The 17,951-nt window shown below is 55.6% G+C and carries 19 protein-coding genes; 6 read left to right on the plus strand and 13 right to left on the minus strand.

The features are described 5' to 3' along the window. Positions 1–145: 145 nt before the first annotated feature. Positions 146–2,836 carry an aconitate hydratase AcnA gene (acnA, locus tag MWU55_RS06885; RefSeq protein ID WP_246935204.1) on the minus strand — a complete coding sequence of 897 codons (2,691 nt, stop codon included), beginning with the start codon at positions 2,834–2,836 and terminating at the stop codon, positions 146–148. Between the two features lie 267 nt (positions 2,837–3,103). On the opposite strand from acnA, the gene MWU55_RS06890 reads away from it, so the two are divergent. Then, positions 3,104–3,799 carry a DUF1223 domain-containing protein gene (locus MWU55_RS06890; protein WP_246935205.1) on the plus strand — a complete coding sequence of 232 codons (696 nt, stop codon included), beginning with the start codon at positions 3,104–3,106 and terminating at the stop codon, positions 3,797–3,799. Here MWU55_RS06890 and MWU55_RS06895 read toward each other — a convergent pair. The 4 genes from MWU55_RS06895 to purB form a co-directional block, all read right to left on the minus strand. Next, on the minus strand, positions 3,796–4,683 hold the full coding sequence (locus MWU55_RS06895) for a lysophospholipid acyltransferase family protein (protein WP_246935206.1): 888 nt from the start codon (positions 4,681–4,683) through the stop codon (positions 3,796–3,798). The two genes, MWU55_RS06890 and MWU55_RS06895, sit on opposite strands and share 4 nt — an antisense overlap. A gap of 82 nt (positions 4,684–4,765) precedes the next feature. Further along, on the minus strand, positions 4,766–5,872 hold the full coding sequence (locus MWU55_RS06900; protein ID WP_246935207.1) for a FliG C-terminal domain-containing protein: 1,107 nt from the start codon (positions 5,870–5,872) through the stop codon (positions 4,766–4,768). Between the two features lie 299 nt (positions 5,873–6,171). Then, positions 6,172–6,585, minus strand: a complete 414-nt coding sequence (locus MWU55_RS06905) for a DUF4405 domain-containing protein (RefSeq protein WP_246935208.1) — start codon at positions 6,583–6,585, stop codon at positions 6,172–6,174. A gap of 64 nt (positions 6,586–6,649) precedes the next feature. Beyond that, on the minus strand, positions 6,650–7,957 hold the full coding sequence (purB, locus tag MWU55_RS06910; protein ID WP_246935209.1) for an adenylosuccinate lyase: 1,308 nt from the start codon (positions 7,955–7,957) through the stop codon (positions 6,650–6,652). 128 nt (positions 7,958–8,085) lie between these two features. Between purB and MWU55_RS06915 the strand changes: the two genes are divergently transcribed. Continuing rightward, positions 8,086–8,544 carry a DUF6314 family protein gene (locus tag MWU55_RS06915; protein WP_246935210.1) on the plus strand — a complete coding sequence of 153 codons (459 nt, stop codon included), beginning with the start codon at positions 8,086–8,088 and terminating at the stop codon, positions 8,542–8,544. On the opposite strand, the gene MWU55_RS06920 is transcribed toward MWU55_RS06915, so the two are convergent. The 5 genes from MWU55_RS06920 to MWU55_RS06940 all read right to left on the minus strand — a co-directional run bounded on the left by MWU55_RS06920 (position 8,495) and on the right by MWU55_RS06940 (position 12,833). Continuing rightward, complete coding sequence (locus MWU55_RS06920; protein WP_246935211.1) at positions 8,495–8,899, minus strand: VOC family protein; 405 nt, start codon at positions 8,897–8,899, stop codon at positions 8,495–8,497. The two genes, MWU55_RS06915 and MWU55_RS06920, sit on opposite strands and share 50 nt — an antisense overlap. 2 nt (positions 8,900–8,901) lie before the next feature. Then, positions 8,902–10,398 (minus strand): replicative DNA helicase, encoded by a 1,497-nt coding sequence (locus MWU55_RS06925; RefSeq protein ID WP_246935212.1) that lies wholly within the window; start codon positions 10,396–10,398, stop codon positions 8,902–8,904. Positions 10,399–10,570: 172 nt separating this feature from the next. Continuing rightward, on the minus strand, positions 10,571–11,251 hold the full coding sequence (locus tag MWU55_RS06930; RefSeq protein WP_246935213.1) for an orotate phosphoribosyltransferase: 681 nt from the start codon (positions 11,249–11,251) through the stop codon (positions 10,571–10,573). Positions 11,252–11,289: 38 nt separating this feature from the next. Continuing rightward, positions 11,290–12,330 carry a dihydroorotase gene (gene pyrC, locus MWU55_RS06935; protein ID WP_246935214.1) on the minus strand — a complete coding sequence of 347 codons (1,041 nt, stop codon included), beginning with the start codon at positions 12,328–12,330 and terminating at the stop codon, positions 11,290–11,292. A gap of 77 nt (positions 12,331–12,407) precedes the next feature. Then, entirely contained in the window at positions 12,408–12,833 is a 426-nt protein-coding gene (locus tag MWU55_RS06940; RefSeq protein WP_246935215.1) for a hypothetical protein, read from the minus strand. A 124-nt stretch (positions 12,834–12,957) separates the two neighbouring features. On the opposite strand from MWU55_RS06940, the gene MWU55_RS06945 reads away from it, so the two are divergent. Further along, positions 12,958–13,506 carry a YeeE/YedE thiosulfate transporter family protein gene (locus tag MWU55_RS06945; RefSeq protein WP_246935216.1) on the plus strand — a complete coding sequence of 183 codons (549 nt, stop codon included), beginning with the start codon at positions 12,958–12,960 and terminating at the stop codon, positions 13,504–13,506. A gap of 3 nt (positions 13,507–13,509) precedes the next feature. Beyond that, a complete protein-coding gene (locus tag MWU55_RS06950) occupies positions 13,510–14,094 on the plus strand; it encodes a DUF6691 family protein (protein ID WP_246935217.1) in 585 nt (194 codons plus the stop codon). A gap of 159 nt (positions 14,095–14,253) precedes the next feature. Here the strand turns inward: MWU55_RS06950 and MWU55_RS06955 are convergent, their stop codons facing one another. After that, positions 14,254–14,874, minus strand: a complete 621-nt coding sequence (locus MWU55_RS06955; protein WP_246935218.1) for a trimeric intracellular cation channel family protein — start codon at positions 14,872–14,874, stop codon at positions 14,254–14,256. Between the two features lie 226 nt (positions 14,875–15,100). On the opposite strand from MWU55_RS06955, the gene MWU55_RS06960 reads away from it, so the two are divergent. Continuing rightward, a complete protein-coding gene (locus MWU55_RS06960; RefSeq protein WP_246935219.1) occupies positions 15,101–15,517 on the plus strand; it encodes a c-type cytochrome in 417 nt (138 codons plus the stop codon). Positions 15,518–15,613: 96 nt separating this feature from the next. Here the strand turns inward: MWU55_RS06960 and infC are convergent, their stop codons facing one another. After that, positions 15,614–16,159, minus strand: coding sequence for a translation initiation factor IF-3 (gene infC, locus MWU55_RS06965; RefSeq protein ID WP_348646226.1), 546 nt, complete (start codon positions 16,157–16,159; stop codon positions 15,614–15,616). Positions 16,160–16,372: 213 nt separating this feature from the next. On the opposite strand from infC, the gene MWU55_RS06970 reads away from it, so the two are divergent. Then, a complete protein-coding gene (locus MWU55_RS06970; RefSeq protein ID WP_246935220.1) occupies positions 16,373–17,113 on the plus strand; it encodes a hypothetical protein in 741 nt (246 codons plus the stop codon). Positions 17,114–17,182: 69 nt separating this feature from the next. Here the strand turns inward: MWU55_RS06970 and MWU55_RS06975 are convergent, their stop codons facing one another. Next, positions 17,183–17,896 (minus strand): SOS response-associated peptidase, encoded by a 714-nt coding sequence (locus MWU55_RS06975; RefSeq protein WP_281501820.1) that lies wholly within the window; start codon positions 17,894–17,896, stop codon positions 17,183–17,185. Between the last annotated feature and the right edge of the window lie 55 nt (positions 17,897–17,951).

Genomic DNA, 17,951 nt, shown 5'->3' on the forward strand with positions numbered 1-17,951 from the left:
CAAAGGGGATGAGCAAGAATGCTAGTGTCAAAGTGAGTAAGCGCATTGAATAACCAAATTCTGTTTTTTACCAAGATGAAAATCGTTTGGATGTCAAAATGGGATTGGTAGTGATAGATCCACCAACCCCTAATCTCAGAATGTATTATTGTTTCGCAAGATCGCGCAGGACATAGTGCAGGACACCGCCATTTTCGACGTATTCGACCTCGACCTCGGTATCGATGCGGCACTTCAGGGTAATCTCATTTACCGACCCATCAGCAAAGGTGATTGTGCACGGCACGTCGGACAGTGGCCTCAGATCGCCTTCTAAACCGGTGATCGTCACGGTTTCATCCCCGGTCAGGCCCAGCGTTTTGCGCGTGTCGCCACCCGTGAATTCAAACGGGATCACGCCCATGCCCACAAGGTTTGAGCGGTGGATTCGTTCGAAGCTTTCTGCAATCACGGCCTTCACCCCCAAAAGGTTGGTGCCCTTCGCAGCCCAGTCACGCGACGACCCTGCGCCATATTGTGCGCCCCCGAAAACGACCAGAGGGGTGCCGTTGGCCTGATGCGCCATGGCGGCCTCGTAGATCGAGACCTGCTTACCATCTGGGCCTTTCGTGAAACCCCCTTCAACGCCAGGCAGCATTTCGTTCTTGATGCGGATATTGGCAAACGTGCCGCGCATCATGACTTCGTGATTACCGCGTCGCGAGCCGTAGGAATTGAACTCGCGCGGTTGGACTTGACGTTCGATCAGATACTGTCCAGCTGGCGAGGTGGTCGGGAACGACCCGGCGGGCGAGATATGGTCCGTCGTGATCATGTCTCCCAGAACCGCAAGTACCTTCGCCCCAGTGATATCCGAGATCACGCCCGGTTCTCTCGACATCCCCTGAAAATACGGTGGATTCTGGATATATGTCGAGGCTGCCGGCCAGTCATATGTCTCGGCATCCGTGGTTTGAACCGAACGCCATTTTTCGTCGCCTTTGAAAACGTCAGCATATTTCGACTGAAAGGCTTCGCGTGTGACGGTCTGTTCGACCAGCTCTGCGATTTCTTGGGTCGAGGGCCAGATATCCGCCAGATAGACATCCCTGCCGTCGCGATCCTGCCCAATCGGATCACTGGTCAGATCGATATCCATTGTTCCGGCCAAGGCATAGGCCACGACCAAGGGGGGCGAGGCCAGATAGTTGGCGCGCACATCGGGGCTGATCCGACCTTCGAAATTCCGGTTGCCGGACAGGACAGAGGTAGCAACCAAATCACCTTCTGCGATGGCGTCTGAAAGCTCTTTCTGGATGGGGCCGGAATTGCCGATGCAGGTGGTGCAGCCGTAGCCCACAAGATTGAAGCCAATCTTGTCCAGATCCTCTTGCAAGCCGGCAGCCTCAAGATAGGCGGATACGACCTGCGATCCCGGCGCGAGCGAGGTTTTAACCCACGGTTTGCGATCCAGTCCCAAGGCGGCGGCCTTGCGGGCCACCAAACCCGCGCCGATCATCACGTATGGGTTCGAGGTGTTGGTGCAGGAGGTGATCGAGGCGATCACCACATCACCAGAAGAAAGGGTGTAGTCTTCACCTGAAACAGCAACCTCTTTGTCCATCGGGCGTTTGAAGGTTTCTGCCATTTCCTGACGAAACGCCGCGCGGGATTCGGTCAGGGCGACGAAATCTTGCGGACGTTTGGGGCCAGAGATTGCAGGTACGATGGTGCCCATGTCCAAGGACAGCGTATCCGTATAGATCGGCGCATAGTCCGCGTCTCGCCACAGCCCGTTCTCTTTGGCGTAGGCTTCGACCAGAGCAATGCGCGCCTCATCCCGGCCCGTGGTGCGCATGTAGCGCAATGTCTCGCCATCAATTGGGAAGAACCCGCAGGTGGCACCGTATTCGGGGGCCATGTTGGCGATGGTGGCGCGGTCGGCCAAAGGCAACCGATCCAGCCCTTCTCCAAAGAATTCGACAAATTTGCCCACCACGCCTTTTTCGCGCAACATCTCGACCACTTTCAACACAAGGTCCGTGCCGGTGGTGCCTTCGCGCAGGTCCCCTGTCAGTTCGAACCCAACCACTTCTGGGATCAGCATGGAAATCGGTTGCCCCAGCATGGCGGCTTCGGCCTCGATCCCACCAACGCCCCAACCAAGTACCGCAAGCCCGTTTACCATCGTGGTATGGCTATCTGTGCCCACCAGCGTGTCTGGATAGGCGACGTCCTCTCCGTATTGGTCGGTATCGGTCCAAACAGCCTGCGCCAGATATTCCAAATTTACCTGATGGCAGATGCCCGTTCCCGGGGGCACCACGCGGAAGTTGTTGAAGGCCGACTGCCCCCATTTCAAGAAGGTGTAGCGTTCCAGATTTCGTTCGTATTCGCGGTCGACATTCATCTGGAATGCACGCGGGTTTCCGAACTCGTCGATCATGACGGAGTGGTCGATTACAAGATCTACCGGAGTTAACGGATTGATCATCTGAGCGTCCCCTCCAAGTGCTTTGATCCCATCACGCATCGCGGCCAAGTCCACCACGGCGGGCACGCCGGTGAAATCCTGCATCAACACGCGGGTAGGGCGATAGGCAATCTCGCGTGGGTTCTGACCACCATTTGCACCCCATTCTGAGAACGCTTTGATATCATCGACGCTGATGGTGCGCCCACCATCCTCAAAGCGGAGCATGTTTTCCAAGACGACCTTCAAGGCCGCAGGCAGGCGTTCGAATGACCCCAACCCCGCGGATTCGGCTGCCGGAATGGAATAATAGGACACAGTTTGTCCGCCTGCTGAAAGGCTGCGGCGGGTCTTGGCGGTGTCAGAACCTACGGAAATGGGCATTGGATGGCATCCTTCAAATCACTAATAGGGATTGGCTAACCTTAGTGAACCGCGAGAAGTGGCGGTTATGCAAGGCGTTTGTCTTCACGATTTCTCTGTCCCGATAGGGTGCAGATTGGTGGAAAATCAATCAAATCAGGAAACTGTAACAATTCGCTCGCAAATCCTTGATTGGAAGGTCAGGCGCTGGATCGCTATTTAAAGAACAGAGCAACACTGAAAGAGACATCGATGCGGGCAATTCTGGCGAGTTTGATCAGTATTTTCATGAGTGCAGCCTCTGGCGTTGCGATGGCGGGCGACCGATCGGTTGTGGTGGTCGAGCTGTTCACGTCGCAGGGCTGTTCATCATGCCCGCCTGCAGACAAGTTCTTGGGTGAGCTTGCGCGCCATGATGATATTCTGCCCTTGGCCATGCATGTGGATTACTGGGACTACATTGGCTGGAAAGATACCTTTGCTCGTCCTGAACATACAAAGCGTCAAAAAGCCTATGCATATGGGTTTGGAACCAAATCCATCTATACGCCGCAGATGGTGATCGGAGGAACCGATCAGGCGGTAGGGAGCCACGTCATGAAAGTGATGGAGATCCTTCATAGGCATCAGATGGCCGTCGCGCAGGTCAGCTTGTCGACACAAGACAGTGAAAATGGACGGGTCGTGCGCGTGGCCAACATTGCCAACCGGCCTTTGCCCGCGCCTGTGGTGGCGCAGATCGTACATTTCGCACCGAAGGCCACTGTGTCCGTTAAGCGTGGAGAAAACGCAGGCCGTTCGATCACATCGACCAATATCGTGACCGACGTTCAGGCCTTTGGGAAATGGGACGGTAAGGGCGAAATCGAGTTCTTGCTGCAAAAACCTTTGGCACCCGAGGGCCAGAAGGCAGCAATAATCCTTCAGGCGACCCGCATGGGTGACTATCCGGGCGAAATCGTGGCTGCAATCGCGTTAGATTAAGCTTGCGCGCCTTCCGGCATCTGCCACCGATTGTGAATCCAAAGGAACTGATCCATGTTCGCGCGCACCCGCGCCTCGAACCGATCGTTGAATTCCTGCATCATGGTTTCAGGATCGGAAAGCGCGATGGGCTCTTCAACCAACACGTCAAAATCCACACCGTTTTCTTTGCGGATAGCAAAGATGGGTATGAAAAGCGTGTCGTATTTAAGGGCCATTTCAGCGATGGCGAGTGTTGTCATGGCTGGTTGGCCGAAAAAGCTAAGCTTGGCGCCCTGATCTTCACGTTGGTCCAGAAGGATCGCCAGCAGACCGCCTTGGCGAAGATGCTTCACCATTCCGCCCATGCCGCGCCGAGACTGTTCAAAGGCTTTCCCTTCAAACCCCTCCATTCGCTTTTTGTAGCTTTCGTTGAAATACGCGTTGGACATCGGGCGGTAAAGCGCCCCGGTGTTGAAGCCAGACTGAATCAGTACCGCGCGCGCGGCGTCGTAGTTTCCGAAATGACCGGATGTGGCAATGATTGGCGTCCCGTCTGCCTTTGCCTTTTCTAACGCTGCGACTCCAGGCCCCGTCAATTGGGTGTTTTTCATTCGGTTGAAGAAGGCCTCACCTGACCACATCTCGGCCAGGAAACGTCCCGCATTAGACAGAACCGCATTCTCCATCCGCTTCACTTCGGCCTTGGACATGTCTGGGCATGTGAGGGCGAGGTTGCGGCGGATGCGCTTGTTGTAGCCAGCGATAGGACCAATAACCTTGGCTGCGAACCAACCAACCACAGGCAGGCGGAGTCTGTACGGCAATACCCGGGGAAGGTTCAGCACACCCGCCAGCGCCAGATGCGTCAGATAGGGGACAAGCCCGCGTTTTTCTTGCACCATTTGGATGCTCTCCGTCCGTCGCCCAAGGATAGGGCTGGTCGGACACACATAACGGGCGTGGCCAAGGCCTGCAAGAGTCAGGCTAGCTGTCTTCGTCCGGCAAAATCAGCGTGATTTCGCCCTCGGTTTCCAGCGCGCGAATCTGGGCGATGATTTGGTTCATGGCGGCGTCACCTTCGGCAGGTTTGACAATGCCAAGCTCGGCCATCTCCTCGCGGATTTGTTCTGCAAGCCGTTTCGACATCGCGTCCAATATGAACCTGGCGGCGATTTCAAGTTCGTCCGTGGCGGCGGCAAGAGCTGTAACAAGAACCGATTGATCAATATCTTTTGTGATTTTCGGAACGTCGCCGGGGTGAACCCGGTCTGGAACATTGGCGAAGGTGAAGATCGATTTACGCACGGCGCTGGCAAATTCATTGTCTTCCTGATCCAGCCCTTCCAATACTTCATCCCGCGTGGTGGCGGGCGAGACGTTCAGGATGGACCCCACCCGTTCGCTGGGATCATCTTCAAAGGCTTTCGGCGGCTGCGCCCCAAGCTGTTCGGCCAATGACCGGCCAATCCGCTCAACCACATCTGGGGAAATTGTGCTGGTCATGGATACGGCATATGCAATCTTTCGGGCGCGCTGTCCCGGCATTTTTCCCAACAGTTCCGCCGCCAGAGAGGTTTTCAACTTTGACAGCAGAACCGCCGACACTTCTGCGCTTTCATGCTCCAACAGGGGAAGCAATTGATCGACTGGAGTGTTTGAGACACTAGTCCATGGATCATGGGCGATTTGAACGCCGGACATCTTCCGAACCCGTGCGGCGGTGGCGGGGCTGATTGTTCCATCAAGAACCGACAACGCATCCTCAAGACCTCCGGGGAATGATAATCCAATTTCCTCAATCTCGAACACGAATTCGTCGATGACGGATTTCAGAGTGGCACGATCGATATAGCGCATGGTGGACATCTGATGCACAAGTTCGCCTTGCAAGCTGACCGGAAGGTCTTGCAAGGCAACCTCGGCCCCTTCAGCAAGCAACAGGCGCACGATGATGGCCGCCTTTTGGCGCTTCGACAGGTGGCGCGGAAGTTGACGCAATGGAGGAGTCAGATCCATACGTGGACTTGATGCAGGGTCAGACACAATCTGACCCGGACCTTCACCTAGGATCAGGTCAGTATCCATCGTCATGTCATTTGGCACCGTTTGCCTCCACCTTGGTTTTAGGCAGTTTGGCAGGTGCGGGTTAAAGCCACCTTTACATAGGAAAGGTTAAACCGATTTTTCGTCAGTACAGGCCTGAAGTTTTTCGTTCCAAACTTGCCCGGCGGCGCAGGTAGAAGCTTCGTGAGTATCGCGATTGCATTGGCCAGCAACCGAAAGCGTTGGGATAAGTGCCAATATCGTAGTGCAGATTAGTGTTCTGAATTGCATAAGGGCCTCCCTTTCAGAAGGCCCTAAGCATAGCATATTCTTTGAAAACACCCAAACTAGCCTGCGAGCAGCCAGTATTCTTTCTTGAAATACTCGTTGATTTCCACAAGCCAGCTGGCTGGAGGGAAGTTCAAAATGGCGCTGAGCAGCAGCACGAGAACAATCACAAATACTGCGTAACCTTCACGGCGGTGGCCGCTTGGATGCATCGGAGTTCCCAGCGCGAAGCCTTTGATGATCTTCCAGTGTAAAACGGTGTGCCAAACCCCAAACAATATGAACGCGCTTGATGTCGCAAGATGAACCGCTTCCCACCCTGAACGTGTTAGACCAAGCATGTGCCAGTCTAGTCGATTGGCTGTTGAGCCACGCGGTGCGATGATCAGCAACAGGCCGCTGATCGTCATGATAACAAACGAAAACCCTACGCCAAAAACAGCAGATGCGCGGGACATTGCAGCCGAAAACATAAGAGCCTCCTTCTTTACCCATCAGCAAGGTAAGCTAGAAAGAGGCCCTTCGCTTTGCGCTGGATCAGCTTTCGCCGAAGACTCGTTTGAAGATCGTGTCGACATGTTTGGTGTGATAGCCCATGTCGAATTTCTCGTTGATCGCGTCGACGCCAAGAGCTTCGACCACGGCCTCGTCTGCCAGAAGCAACTCGCGGAAATCAAGACGCTCTTCCCAAACTTTCAGCGCGTTGCGTTGCACCATCGAATAAGCGTCTTCACGCGACACACCAGCCTGCGTCAGGGCCAGCAGAACACGCTGTGACATGACCAGGCCTGGGAATTTATTCATGTTGTCCAGCATGTTGTCGGGGAAGATCAGCATCTTGTCGATGACGCCGGCCAAGCGGTGCAGGGCGAAGTCCAGCGTGACTGTCGCGTCCGGGCCAATGCCGCGCTCGACCGACGAGTGCGAGATGTCGCGTTCATGCCAAAGTGCCACGTTCTCCATTGCGGGGATCACGGTCATGCGTACCAGACGGGCCAGACCGGTCAGGTTTTCGGTCAGAACCGGATTCTTTTTGTGCGGCATCGCCGACGAGCCCTTCTGACCCATCGAGAAGAACTCGGCGCCTTCCAGAACTTCGGTCCGCTGCATGTGGCGAATTTCAACGGCGATGTTTTCAATCGACGAGGCGATCACACCCAGTGTGGCAAAGAACATGGCGTGACGGTCGCGCGGGATGACTTGGGTCGAGATCGGCTCAGGGCGTAGGCCCAGCTTTTCGCAAACATGTTCTTCAACAGCAGGGTCGATGTTGGCAAACGTGCCGACCGCGCCCGAGATCGCGCCTGTGGCCACTTCCCAGCGCGCTTTTTCAAGACGGTTCTTGTTGCGGTCCATCTCGGCGTAGAAACGCGCGAAGGTCAGGCCCATGGTGGTCGGTTCAGCGTGGATACCGTGGCTGCGGCCGACGCGTACTGTGTCTTTATGCTCCATCGCGCGTTTCTTTAGCGCGGCTAGAACCTTGTCCATGCCAACCAGAAGAAGGTCGGCGGCGCGCACCAATTGCACGTTCAGGCAGGTGTCCAACACGTCCGACGAGGTCATGCCTTGGTGTACGAAACGGGCCTCTTCGCTGCCCACATGTTCGGCCAAATGGGTCAGGAAGGCGATGACGTCATGCTTGGTAACGGCTTCGATTTCATCAATGCGGGCCACGTCAAACTCGACGTCCTTGGCTTTCCAAACGGCATCCGCGTTTTCGCGCGGGATCACGCCCAGATCGGCCATGGCGTCGCAGGCATGCGCCTCGATCTCGTACCAGATTTTGAACTTGGTTTCGGGCGACCAGATGGCGACCATATCGGGGCGGGCATAACGAGGGATCATCGGCGAAGCCTTTTTCGGTTGGTTGGCAGTCGCGCTTCTCATAAACTGCCGCGATGCAGCGAACAAGGGACGCGTGCAGGGAATGGGCAAGTGGCACCCATGTTTGCGACGATAATGAGGTGTTTGAGTTGGAATTCACCGATTTTCTAGGAAACTGGCAGGTTGCGCGCGAGATTGTCGAGCAAGCTGGCGAGACACACCGCCTTACGGGCGTCGCGGAGTTCTCGCAGGTGGCAGATGGTTTGAAATACCGTGAACAAGGTCAGCTTGTGACTGCCACAGGTGCACAATTCGCGGCCAGCCGAGTGTACCATTGGCGGGACGCTGGGAAGGGCCGCGTGCAGGTGTTGTTTGAAGACGGGCGAGATTTTCACAATTTCGATCTAACAGGCGCGAAAACAGAGGATGTGCACTGGTGTGACCCGGATACCTATCACGTTTCCTACAATCTAGCAGAATGGCCGATGTGGTCTTCGACATGGACAGTATTGGGGCCGCGGAAGGGTTATCGGATGGTCACGCGCTACACGCGCCAGCCTAATCGTAAACGTTCACCTTACGATCCGATTGCGCGCGGTAGTACGTAAGGCGCGAGGCAAGATCACCCTGGTGAAGTTCTAGCTTGTGCCTATCAGGGTCGAGAAAATAGAGCGACGCCCCCTCAGAGCTGTTGTCCTGCCAAAGCTCAGCGTGATCCTTGATCCGGTTGCTAAACGCTGGGAAGTCGGCGTCTTTGCAGGAAAAAGCGATGTGGGTGTAGTCGGATCGAGGCTGGATAGGGGTGTCTGCCTGAGTGAAGCAAAGCCACAGCTCTCCCAGCTCCAAGTAAGCCCCGCGCGGCCAGTCTGCGCGCAGTTTCGCACCCAGAACTTCTGTGTAAAACCAAATAGATCGCTCAAGGTCATTCACCGCAAGGGTGATATGGTTCACCCCTGTGATCACGGTTAAAACTCGTCGCTTTGGCCTTGCTGCCAAGCTTTGACAAGGTTTCCAAAGCGAGTGAACTGTGCTTCGAAAGACAACTCAACCGTGCCAATGGGGCCGTGACGCTGTTTGCCGATGATGACTTCGGCTTTGCCGTGCAAGCTGGACATTTCTTCCTGCCACGCAGCCATGCGATCCAGCTCGTGATCGCCGGGTTTTTCGCGTTCTTTATAGTATTCCTCGCGGAACACGAACATGACGACGTCGGCGTCCTGCTCGATCGAGCCCGATTCACGCAGATCAGACAGTTGCGGGCGTTTGTCGTCTCGGCTTTCGACCTGACGTGATAGCTGGGACAGCGCGATCACCGGGATGTTCAGCTCTTTCGCGATGGCTTTCATACCCATCGAAATCTCGGCGATCTCATTCACACGGTTGTCTGACATGCCGCGGCAAAGCTGCAAATAGTCGATGATCAACAGGTCCAGCCCGTGGGTCCGTTTCAAACGGCGGGCGCGGGCGGCCAACTGGCTGATCGGCAGGGCAGGGGTGTCGTCAATGAACAGCGGGCAGCTTTCCAAATCCTTGGCGGCTTGGACGAAGCGTCGGAATTCGTTTTCGTCCATGTCACCTTGACGGATTTTGTGGGACGAAATCTCGGACGCTTCTGCCAGAATACGGCCAGCCAGCTGTTCAGCCGACATCTCGAGCGAGAAGAAGCCAACCACACCGCCTGAAATCGCGCCCTCGGTTCCGTCAGGCTTAGTGCCTTTTTTATAAGCTTTCGCTACGTTGAAGGCGATGTTTGTCGCAAGCGAGGTTTTCCCCATCGAGGGACGACCCGCAAGGATCAGAAGGTCCGACGGGTGAAGGCCACCCAGTTTGCCGTCCATATCCATAAGACCCGTCGAGATCCCGGCCATTCCGCCTTCGCGCTGATAGGCAGCGTTGGCGACCTGCACGGCCTCGGTCACGGCTTTCAGGAAGCTTTGGAAGCCGCTTTCGGTCTGTCCTGCTTCGCCCAGTTTATAAAGCGCTTGTTCGGCTTCGACGATCTGCTCTTTCGGCTCGGATGAGATGTCGACTTTCTGCGCCTTGGCCGCGATGTCTTGACCCAGCTGGATCAACTCGCGCCGGATCGCGAGATCATAAATCATCTGGGCATAGTCACGCGCCGCGAAGCTGGAAATTGCAGCGCCAGCAAGACGGGCCAGATAAGCGGGGCCGCCAAGTTCTTTCAGACCCTCGTCATCCTCCATGAACGCCTTCAAGGTGACCGGGCTGGCCAGCGCGTTTTTGGAAATGCGGCTGGAGGCAATTTCCCAGATGCGCGCATGTACGGGCTCGTAGAAATGGCCGGCATTGATGATCGCGGCGACCCGGTCAAACACATCATTGTTGGTCAGAATTGCACCCAAAAGCTGCTGTTCGGCTTCGATGTGATGGGGCAGGGCATCCTGCACATCTGCTGTTGCGTCGGGCTGACTGCCTTGCGGAATTGTGCTGATTTCGTTCATGCCTGCTGCCTGCAATTTCCCCTAGGCCCCTGTTTTAAGGCGGGGCAATCGTTAACGCAAAATGTATGTTCCTGTGGGAAACCTGTGGATAACACAGATGCTCAGGAAACTCACGTGATCCTACCATATATCGTGGGATCGCGCGAGGTTTGGCCTAAATACGGTATGCGAGCTAGGATTTCATCCGTTCAGCTTGCCAGCCGCGCGGGTCGTTTAAGAAGCGTTCAACCTCGTCGAGAGTTTCAGTGGAAAACGCGCCTTGGGCCTTCGCTTCAGCCAGAACATCCCACCATGTGCAAAGGTGGATTAGCTGAACACCATGTTCAGACAGTGTTTTTTCCGTCTCGGGGAAAATGTCATAGTAGAAGATCACGGCCGTCGCGCCACAGGTTGCGCCCGTGTCGCGAATCGCGTCCACGAAAGACAGCTTTGATCCGCCATCGGTGGTCAGATCCTCGACCAGAAGCACGCGCTGTCCTTCGCTCATCGAACCTTCGATCCTAGCGTTCTTACCATAGCCTTTGGGCTTTTTGCGCACGTAGGTCATCGGCAGGGCCAGACGTTCCGCCACCCATGCGCTAAAGGGGATGCCTGCGGTTTCGCCACCAGCGATGTTGTCGAAGGCTTCGAAGCCTGCTTCGCGCATGATCGTCACGGCCATGAAATCCATAAGCGTCGAGCGGATGCGTGGGAAGCTGATCAGTTTGCGGCAGTCGATATAGGACGGGCTGGGCAGGCCTGAGGCCAGCGTGAACGGCTCGTCCGTGTTGAAGTTTACGGCTCCGATTTCCAAGAGCATCCTGGCGGTCAGGCGGGCGATTTCTTCTTTCGCAGGGAAAGTGGAGGGGATCATGGGCAGCGGTCCTCGTTAAGTGTGATCAAGCGGCAGGATTAGGCGTCGACGCGCCAGTGAAGTGGGAAGCCGGGGTCGAAAGTGGTGACGGTATGATCGCCGGCCTTCAGTGTCGCGGGATAGGTGACCGGATCACCTTTGGTCAGGGTGATCGTATCTTCGTTCACCGGTAGTCCATAGAACGCAGGACCGTGCAGTGAAGTGAAGCCCTCAAGTTTGTCCAAAGCGCCCTCGGCCTCGAATGCCTCAGCTAGGATCGACAGTGCATTCGGCGCTGTGAAGCAGCCCGCGGAGCAGCATTCGCTTTCTTTCGAATGTGTCGGGTGCGGGGCGCTGTCAGTGCCAAGGAAGTAACGCGGGTCGCCAGATGTGGCGGCAGCCATCAACGCCTCACGGTGTTCGCTGCGTTTCAGGATTGGAAGACAATAATAATGCGGGCGCATTCCACCGACCAGCATATCGTTGCGGTCGAGGATCAGGTGCTGCACCGTGATGGTAGCGCCCAATTTGGTGTCGTTCGCTTTGACGTAGTCTGCGCCGTCTTTGGTGGTGATATGCTCCATCACCACGCGCAACTCGGGCGTGGCGCGGCGAATAGGGTCAAGCACGCGGTCGATGAACACGGCTTCGCGGTCAAAGATGTCGATGTCTTTGTCTGTGACTTCGCCATGCACACAAAGCGGACAGCCGATCTCGGCCATTTTTTCCAGCACGGGACGGACTTTGTCGAAGTTCTGCACGCCGCTGGACGAGTTCGTCGTTGCCCCGGCTGGATAGAGCTTCACCGATGTGATCAGACCCGAGGCATGGGCTGCGGCCAGATCTTCCGGGTCCGTATCCTCGGTCAGGTAGAGCGTCATCAAAGGCTCGAACAACATGCTTTGGGGCAAGGCAGCCATGATGCGATCGCGATAGGCGGCGGCATCGGCGCCGGTCACCACAGGCGGCACGAGGTTCGGCATAACAATGGCACGGGCAAAATGACGTGCGGTTTCGGGCAAGACGGTTTTTAGCATCTCGCCATCGCGCAGATGCAGGTGCCAGTCGTCGGGGCGGCGGATCGTAAGTGTCTGGGTCATCGGCACAGGGCATAGCGCAGCCCCGCGCGGCGATCCAGTGGAAACCGTGCCACATGAGCGCGGTAGGGGTCATATTCTCAGTTCAGGCGGGTATCAGCTGCCTGGGCCTTCGTGAATTGAGCTGTTTCAGAATGCTCATGTGTGGACCGTTCAGGCATCGTTTCTGCATTTGAGGATGTTGAAACCAGTGTTCGGCGTTCATCACGATAAAATCTGGGGTTGGCCAGAACAGCCTGAGGCAGTTTTGAAACGTCAACTGAACGCTTCTTGTGCTGAAGAACTGAAACTGTGTGTGTCGTGCCAGCAAGATCCTTTTCCAATGCCTCTTCACGAAAGAAGCGGCGCAGCTCGTCTTCGCGTTGATGCAGGCGTGAAAGCTCCGCCCGGATCTGGGCCAGTTCGTCTGCGGGGTGAAGGGGTGTGTCCTGCGCTTCACCACAGGGATGTGAGGCTTGTGGAAGGACAAGGGGGGTGCCGGTGAGGGGGGTGCGAATCTGTTTCATGACATCAGCTTGCGGGCACCTTGGTTAAAGCGGGTTTAATCAAAGCAAGTTCTCTCGGCCTTGACTTTCGTCCCATTTGCAACGAAAACATATTCGCAAATACGAATGTAAAGGGGAGCGACCCATGACAGTTAACTGGAAATTAGGAGGGGTGGCGCTGGGCTTGGTGTTCTTTCTTGCTGTCCTTCTGGTCAAACCAATCGGAGTGTCCACGCAGTTCGTGATCCTTGATGGGATCATTGCAGATGTTTTGAACCCTGACCTGGTGTCCAAAACCGAAGAGGGCTACAGCTCGACCAATGCCTATCTCGACAAGTCGAATGGCAAATACGCGAAATCCGTCATGAACCCTCTGAATTACAGCTTTGTTTTCGTCCTTGCGATGATGGCGGGCGCGTTCCTGTCTGCCATGTTGCGCGGCGGGAATGGTGCGGATGAGAACAAACTGCCCGCAATTCACTATGACAACTTTGGGGACACCCCGCTGAAGCGTTACGCAATTGCCTTCATCGGTGGGTTCATTGTGCTTTACGGCGCACGATTGGCCGGCGGCTGCACCTCAGGCCACATGATGTCGGGCATGATGCAGACGTCATTGTCGGGCTACATCTTCGCAGCTGGCGCATTTGCTGCGGCGGTGCCTGTCGCCATGATGATCTACAAGAAAGGATAAACCATGCAAATTGTACTTGCTCTTATAATTGGTGCGGCATTTGGGTTTGTCCTTGATCGCATTGGCGCCACCAACCCTACCGTTCTAATCCGGATGCTGAGCCTGCGCTCTCTTGGTTTGATGAAAGCCATTCTGCTGGCGATAGGCGTCGGTTCAATCCTGATGTTTGTTGGGCAGATAGCAGGTCTGGTCGACGTGGGGCACATGTCGGTGAAAACTGCCTATGTCGGCGTTTTTGTCGGTGGTCTTTTGTTGGGTGCTGGCTGGGCGCTGTCGGGTTTCTGCCCTGGCACCGGCGTCGCTGCCGCCGCAACTGGTCGTAAAGATGCACTGTTTTTCATTCTGGGAGGTCTGCTGGGGGCCGCGGCTTATATGATCACCTATCCATCGGTGAAAGCCACTGGCATGCTTGACGCAATTGCTGGCGGCAAAGTGACGTTGGGTACGGTTCCGGGTGCGAAATATGACGGCTTGATGGCTCTACCCGGCGACGTTCTGGGTATCGTTCTGGGTGTGATTTTTGTCGCCGTAGCATTTGCAGTGCCGGATGCGCCGCGCGGAGATGCGGTCCCAACCCCTGCCGAGTAAGCTGTCATCTAAGATAGTCCAAGGAAAGGGCCGCCCATTGTGGCCCTTTCCTTGGCTGTGATTGAAAACGCACCCACATCTGGCGCAGCAAACCCGCACTACGGGTTTGAGATTCTGAATTAGATTCCGAAGGTTTTGTTCGCGACATTGAGGTCCGTGTTAAGTCGCGTCGGCTATACGCGCACGGGCAAGCACGACAATCCGCGCCAAAAGCATCGAGGTAAAGCTGATCGCAAGGGCCGGTGTCTCGGCCATTAGAGGGGACAGCGCGACGAAGAGCCCGCCACCGATCAGCGAGATCGTGGCATAGAGATCCTCTTTCAACAAGCTGGGTGTCATGTTGCACAGCAGATCTCGGATCATTCCGCCTGCCGTCCCGGTGATGCAGCCCAAAACGATCGCCATCATCGGGTGCACACCTGCACTGAGAGCGACCTGTATGCCAGTCAAAGTAAACAGCGCCAACCCGATTGCATCGAGATGTAAGAGGACATTCAGTCGTTGACCATTGCCCGACGGCATTCGGCTGGCCAATAGGAACCCCAAAAGCGCGACGGGGATTGCGACGGACATATAGCGTAGGTCGTTGATCCAGAAGACGGGTGTGTTCCCAAGGAACAGATCGCGCAGCGTGCCACCGCCCATCCCGGTCGCAATCGCCAAAACCGTCGCGCCAAAGGCATCCATCTCAGCGCGATGCGCCTGGATCGAGGCGGACGCCGCCATGACAGCAGTCGCAAGCAAAGTGAGCGGCAAGATGATGAATGAAAGATCTTCCATACCACTAACGTAGCGGTGGCGGCACATGGGGGAAAGCTGAACTCAACGACCGGCTAAACAATTTCACCATGAAGGCGCGGTTTTACCTCAAGTGTCGAAAAAGCGGTTATGGACCAAATTGCTCTGAATCAAAGAGAACATATTCAATAGTGCTAAAGTGTAGGTGGGCAACAAAGCCCATGAACCGCTGAATCCAGCGTCGCGCGAACGATGAGGAGGACGGATCATGTTGAAGTACTTGTCAAAAATCTCCGCAACGATCGCTTTCGCAAGCGGATTGATGGCTCAGACTGTTTTGGCCGATATGCCGGGAGAGGATCAGTATCTGAGTTACTGTGCATCATGTCACGGGATCGCAGCTGATGGTAACGGTCCCCTAGGTGACGTTCTGAGTATGTCTGTTCCTGATCTCACTACGATTGCGCAGCGGAATGACGGAAATTTCCCGTTTCTGAAAGTTGTGCACATGGTCGACGGTCGATCGGGTGTTATTGCTCATGGCTCTGACATGCCGGTTTGGGGGGATCAGTTTACTGCAAAGGCAGTTGCGGGCGACGGAATGCTCGGCGACTTAAGCTCCGTTTACGAGGTGCGCGGTCGCATCTTGTCGCTTGTCTACTACTTGGAGAGCATCCAGAAGTAAGCAGCAAACGGCCCTGTCGCTTCGATGGGGCCGCCTTGCCAAACGAAAAACGCCCCGCAGGTGCAGGGCGTTTCAAATTCTTAATCCAAGACATGGTTACTTGGGCAGTGGCCCAATCATCATAACCATCTGACGGCCTTCCATCTTGGGCATGTTTTCCACTTTGCCCAGATCTTTGATGTCGTCGGCTACACGGTGCAACAGCTCGCGTCCTAGGTTTTGGTGTGCCATTTCACGGCCACGGAAACGCAGGGTCACTTTCACCTTGTCGCCGTTTTCAAGAAACTTGAACACGTTGCGCATTTTGACATTGTAGTCATGGGTATCGGTGTTCGGACGGAACTTGACCTCTTTGACCTCAATCGTCTTTTGCTTCTTACGGGCCTCAGATTCGCGCTTTTGCTGTTCGTATTTGAACTTGCCGAAATCCATGATCTTACAGACAGGCGGATTAGCATTGGGCGAGATCTCGACCAGATCCAGACCTGCATCTTGTGCCATTACAAGCGCGCGCGCAGGGGTTACGACCCCAACGTTTTCGCCGTCGGCGCCAATCAGGCGGATTTCCGGGCTCCGGATGCGATCATTGATGCGTGGGCCGGTGTCGCGCGTCGGGGGCGCGTTATGAGGTCTGCGGGCTATGGTGCCATTCCTTCTGTGGTTTCGCTAAACTATGGAGGCGAAACGTAAAGGTGCGCTGCCCCCGTTTCAACCCGATAGTTTGGGTTTTCTAAGCGTTTTGATGCCGAACCCCCTAAACTCCCCTTGCACCTCACCGGCTGAGACCGCACATCCCGGATATATCGCAAGATCGATTCAGTGATCTTGCGCAAATGACAAGTTAAGGATGTCGACATGAACAAATCCATTATCGCGCTTCTGGTTGTAGCTGCAGCTGCTTTCGGCGGGTACAAGTGGTATGAAGGCAATCAAGCCAAGATGGCGGCTGAAGAAGCTGCTGCTACGGCTGCTGCTGAAGTGAAAGCTGCTGAAGAAGCCGCCGCTGAAGCTGCTGCAAATGCCGAAGCTGAAGCGAAAGCCGCAGAAGAAGCCGCTGCCGCTGAAGCTGCTGCTGCCGAAGAAGCGGCGGTTGCTGCCGCTGAAACCGCCGCTGCCGAAGCCGCCGCCGCTGCTGAAGCAGCTGCTGCGGCCGCAACAGAAGCCGCCAGCTCTGCCGTAGAAGGCGCGATGGAAGCTGTAGGTGACGCCGTGACCGGTGTTGTTGGTGAAAGTGAAGCTGTCACCGAAGCATTGGGTGCGGCCACAGAAGCTGCGACCGAGGCCGTAACTGGCGCTGTTGAAGACGCTGCTGCCTCGGCCACAGAAGCTGTGACCGGCGAAGCTGCCGAGACTGCTGCTGCAACTGAAGAAGCTGCCGAAGCCGCTGCGACTGAAGAAGCAGGCGCAATGGACATGGCCAAAGACCTGCTGACCCCGGAAGGGTTCGATGCTGCGAAAGTTGGCGAATTGATCGACGGTTCAAACCTGGATGACGCAACCAAAATGGCTCTGAAGACCGCTGCAGATGCAGCCGCCAACAATCCGGCGATCCTTCAGGCTGCGCTTGATCAGATCAAAGGTGCTTTGGGCATGTGATCTTACGATCAAACCAGTATGAATGCGCCGCGCAGAGAGATCTGCGCGGCGTTTTTTTGGGGGACTGGTTCAATCCCCAAAGTCGAAACTGCCAGTGCCGATTGGTTCAATCAACTCGGGCCCATCATCTTTCATCCCAAATTTTGCAACCCGATCGACTTGGAAACGCCCAGTCCAGTGTGTGCCAAACTGTGCACGAACTTCGTCGTCTGGCGCGCTGTGATCAAGCCAGTGGGTGGCTTCTTCTGCTGACAGAAGAACCGGCATGCGCAGATGAAGATCGTGGATCTCGGGCAGGGCTGGGCGGGTTAGGATGGTGCAGGTCTGTCGCCCATCGGAAAGCTCAGTTCTAAGCCCCGCAAATAACATCAGCGGATGGTTCTGTTTCACATGAATGAAATTCGGTTGCCGATCTGATTTCGGGCCGCTCCATTCATAATACCCAATTGCCGGGACCAGACAGCGGGAATTGCGCCAGGCCTCGCGGAAGGTGGGTTTTTCATGCGCTGTTTCAATCTTGGCGTTGAACGTGGTGGCTTTCCAATCCTCTGCAGGCCCCTTGAACCAATGGGGCACAAGCCACCAGCGCGCAGTTGACGCCACAAGGTTCTCACCCTGCGGAAATAGGATGTTCACCTGTTGCGTTGGTTTGACATTATAACCCGTTGCTGCCGGTGGGGCGTCACTTGCAATCACGACAGAGCGGGATGGATAGACAAACCCTTCGATAATGGCCGCCATTTGGGCTTGCGTCATGTCGCCTGCGATCAATCGTCCACACATAGGGCAACATTGCCTTCAATCCTTAAGGCTGTCCATGCCGGAGCGATGGTGTGGT

It is taken from the genome of Aliiroseovarius sp. F20344, from assembly GCF_023016155.1.
Lineage (GTDB): Bacteria > Pseudomonadota > Alphaproteobacteria > Rhodobacterales > Rhodobacteraceae > Aliiroseovarius.

Bases quoted from the DNA above. Each gene is read 5' to 3' on its own strand.
- MWU55_RS06900 (WP_246935207.1), bottom strand. From the start codon at position 5,872: ATGACGATGGATACTGACCTGATCCTAGGTGAAGGTCCGGGTCAGATT.
- MWU55_RS06945 (WP_246935216.1), top strand. From the start codon at position 12,958: ATGACAGTTAACTGGAAATTAGGAGGGGTGGCGCTGGGCTTGGTGTTC.
- MWU55_RS06930 (WP_246935213.1), bottom strand. From the start codon at position 11,251: ATGATCCCCTCCACTTTCCCTGCGAAAGAAGAAATCGCCCGCCTGACC.
- MWU55_RS06895 (WP_246935206.1), bottom strand. From the start codon at position 4,683: ATGGTGCAAGAAAAACGCGGGCTTGTCCCCTATCTGACGCATCTGGCG.
- MWU55_RS06940 (WP_246935215.1), bottom strand. From the start codon at position 12,833: ATGAAACAGATTCGCACCCCCCTCACCGGCACCCCCCTTGTCCTTCCA.
- MWU55_RS06925 (WP_246935212.1), bottom strand. From the start codon at position 10,398: ATGAACGAAATCAGCACAATTCCGCAAGGCAGTCAGCCCGACGCAACA.
- MWU55_RS06975 (WP_281501820.1), bottom strand. From the start codon at position 17,896: ATGTGTGGACGATTGATCGCAGGCGACATGACGCAAGCCCAAATGGCG.
- acnA (WP_246935204.1), bottom strand. From the start codon at position 2,836: ATGCCCATTTCCGTAGGTTCTGACACCGCCAAGACCCGCCGCAGCCTT.
- pyrC (WP_246935214.1), bottom strand. From the start codon at position 12,330: ATGACCCAGACACTTACGATCCGCCGCCCCGACGACTGGCACCTGCAT.
- MWU55_RS06955 (WP_246935218.1), bottom strand. From the start codon at position 14,874: ATGGAAGATCTTTCATTCATCATCTTGCCGCTCACTTTGCTTGCGACT.
- MWU55_RS06905 (WP_246935208.1), bottom strand. From the start codon at position 6,585: ATGTTTTCGGCTGCAATGTCCCGCGCATCTGCTGTTTTTGGCGTAGGG.
- purB (WP_246935209.1), bottom strand. From the start codon at position 7,957: ATGATCCCTCGTTATGCCCGCCCCGATATGGTCGCCATCTGGTCGCCC.
- MWU55_RS06970 (WP_246935220.1), top strand. From the start codon at position 16,373: ATGAACAAATCCATTATCGCGCTTCTGGTTGTAGCTGCAGCTGCTTTC.
- MWU55_RS06950 (WP_246935217.1), top strand. From the start codon at position 13,510: ATGCAAATTGTACTTGCTCTTATAATTGGTGCGGCATTTGGGTTTGTC.
- MWU55_RS06960 (WP_246935219.1), top strand. From the start codon at position 15,101: ATGTTGAAGTACTTGTCAAAAATCTCCGCAACGATCGCTTTCGCAAGC.
- MWU55_RS06890 (WP_246935205.1), top strand. From the start codon at position 3,104: ATGAGTGCAGCCTCTGGCGTTGCGATGGCGGGCGACCGATCGGTTGTG.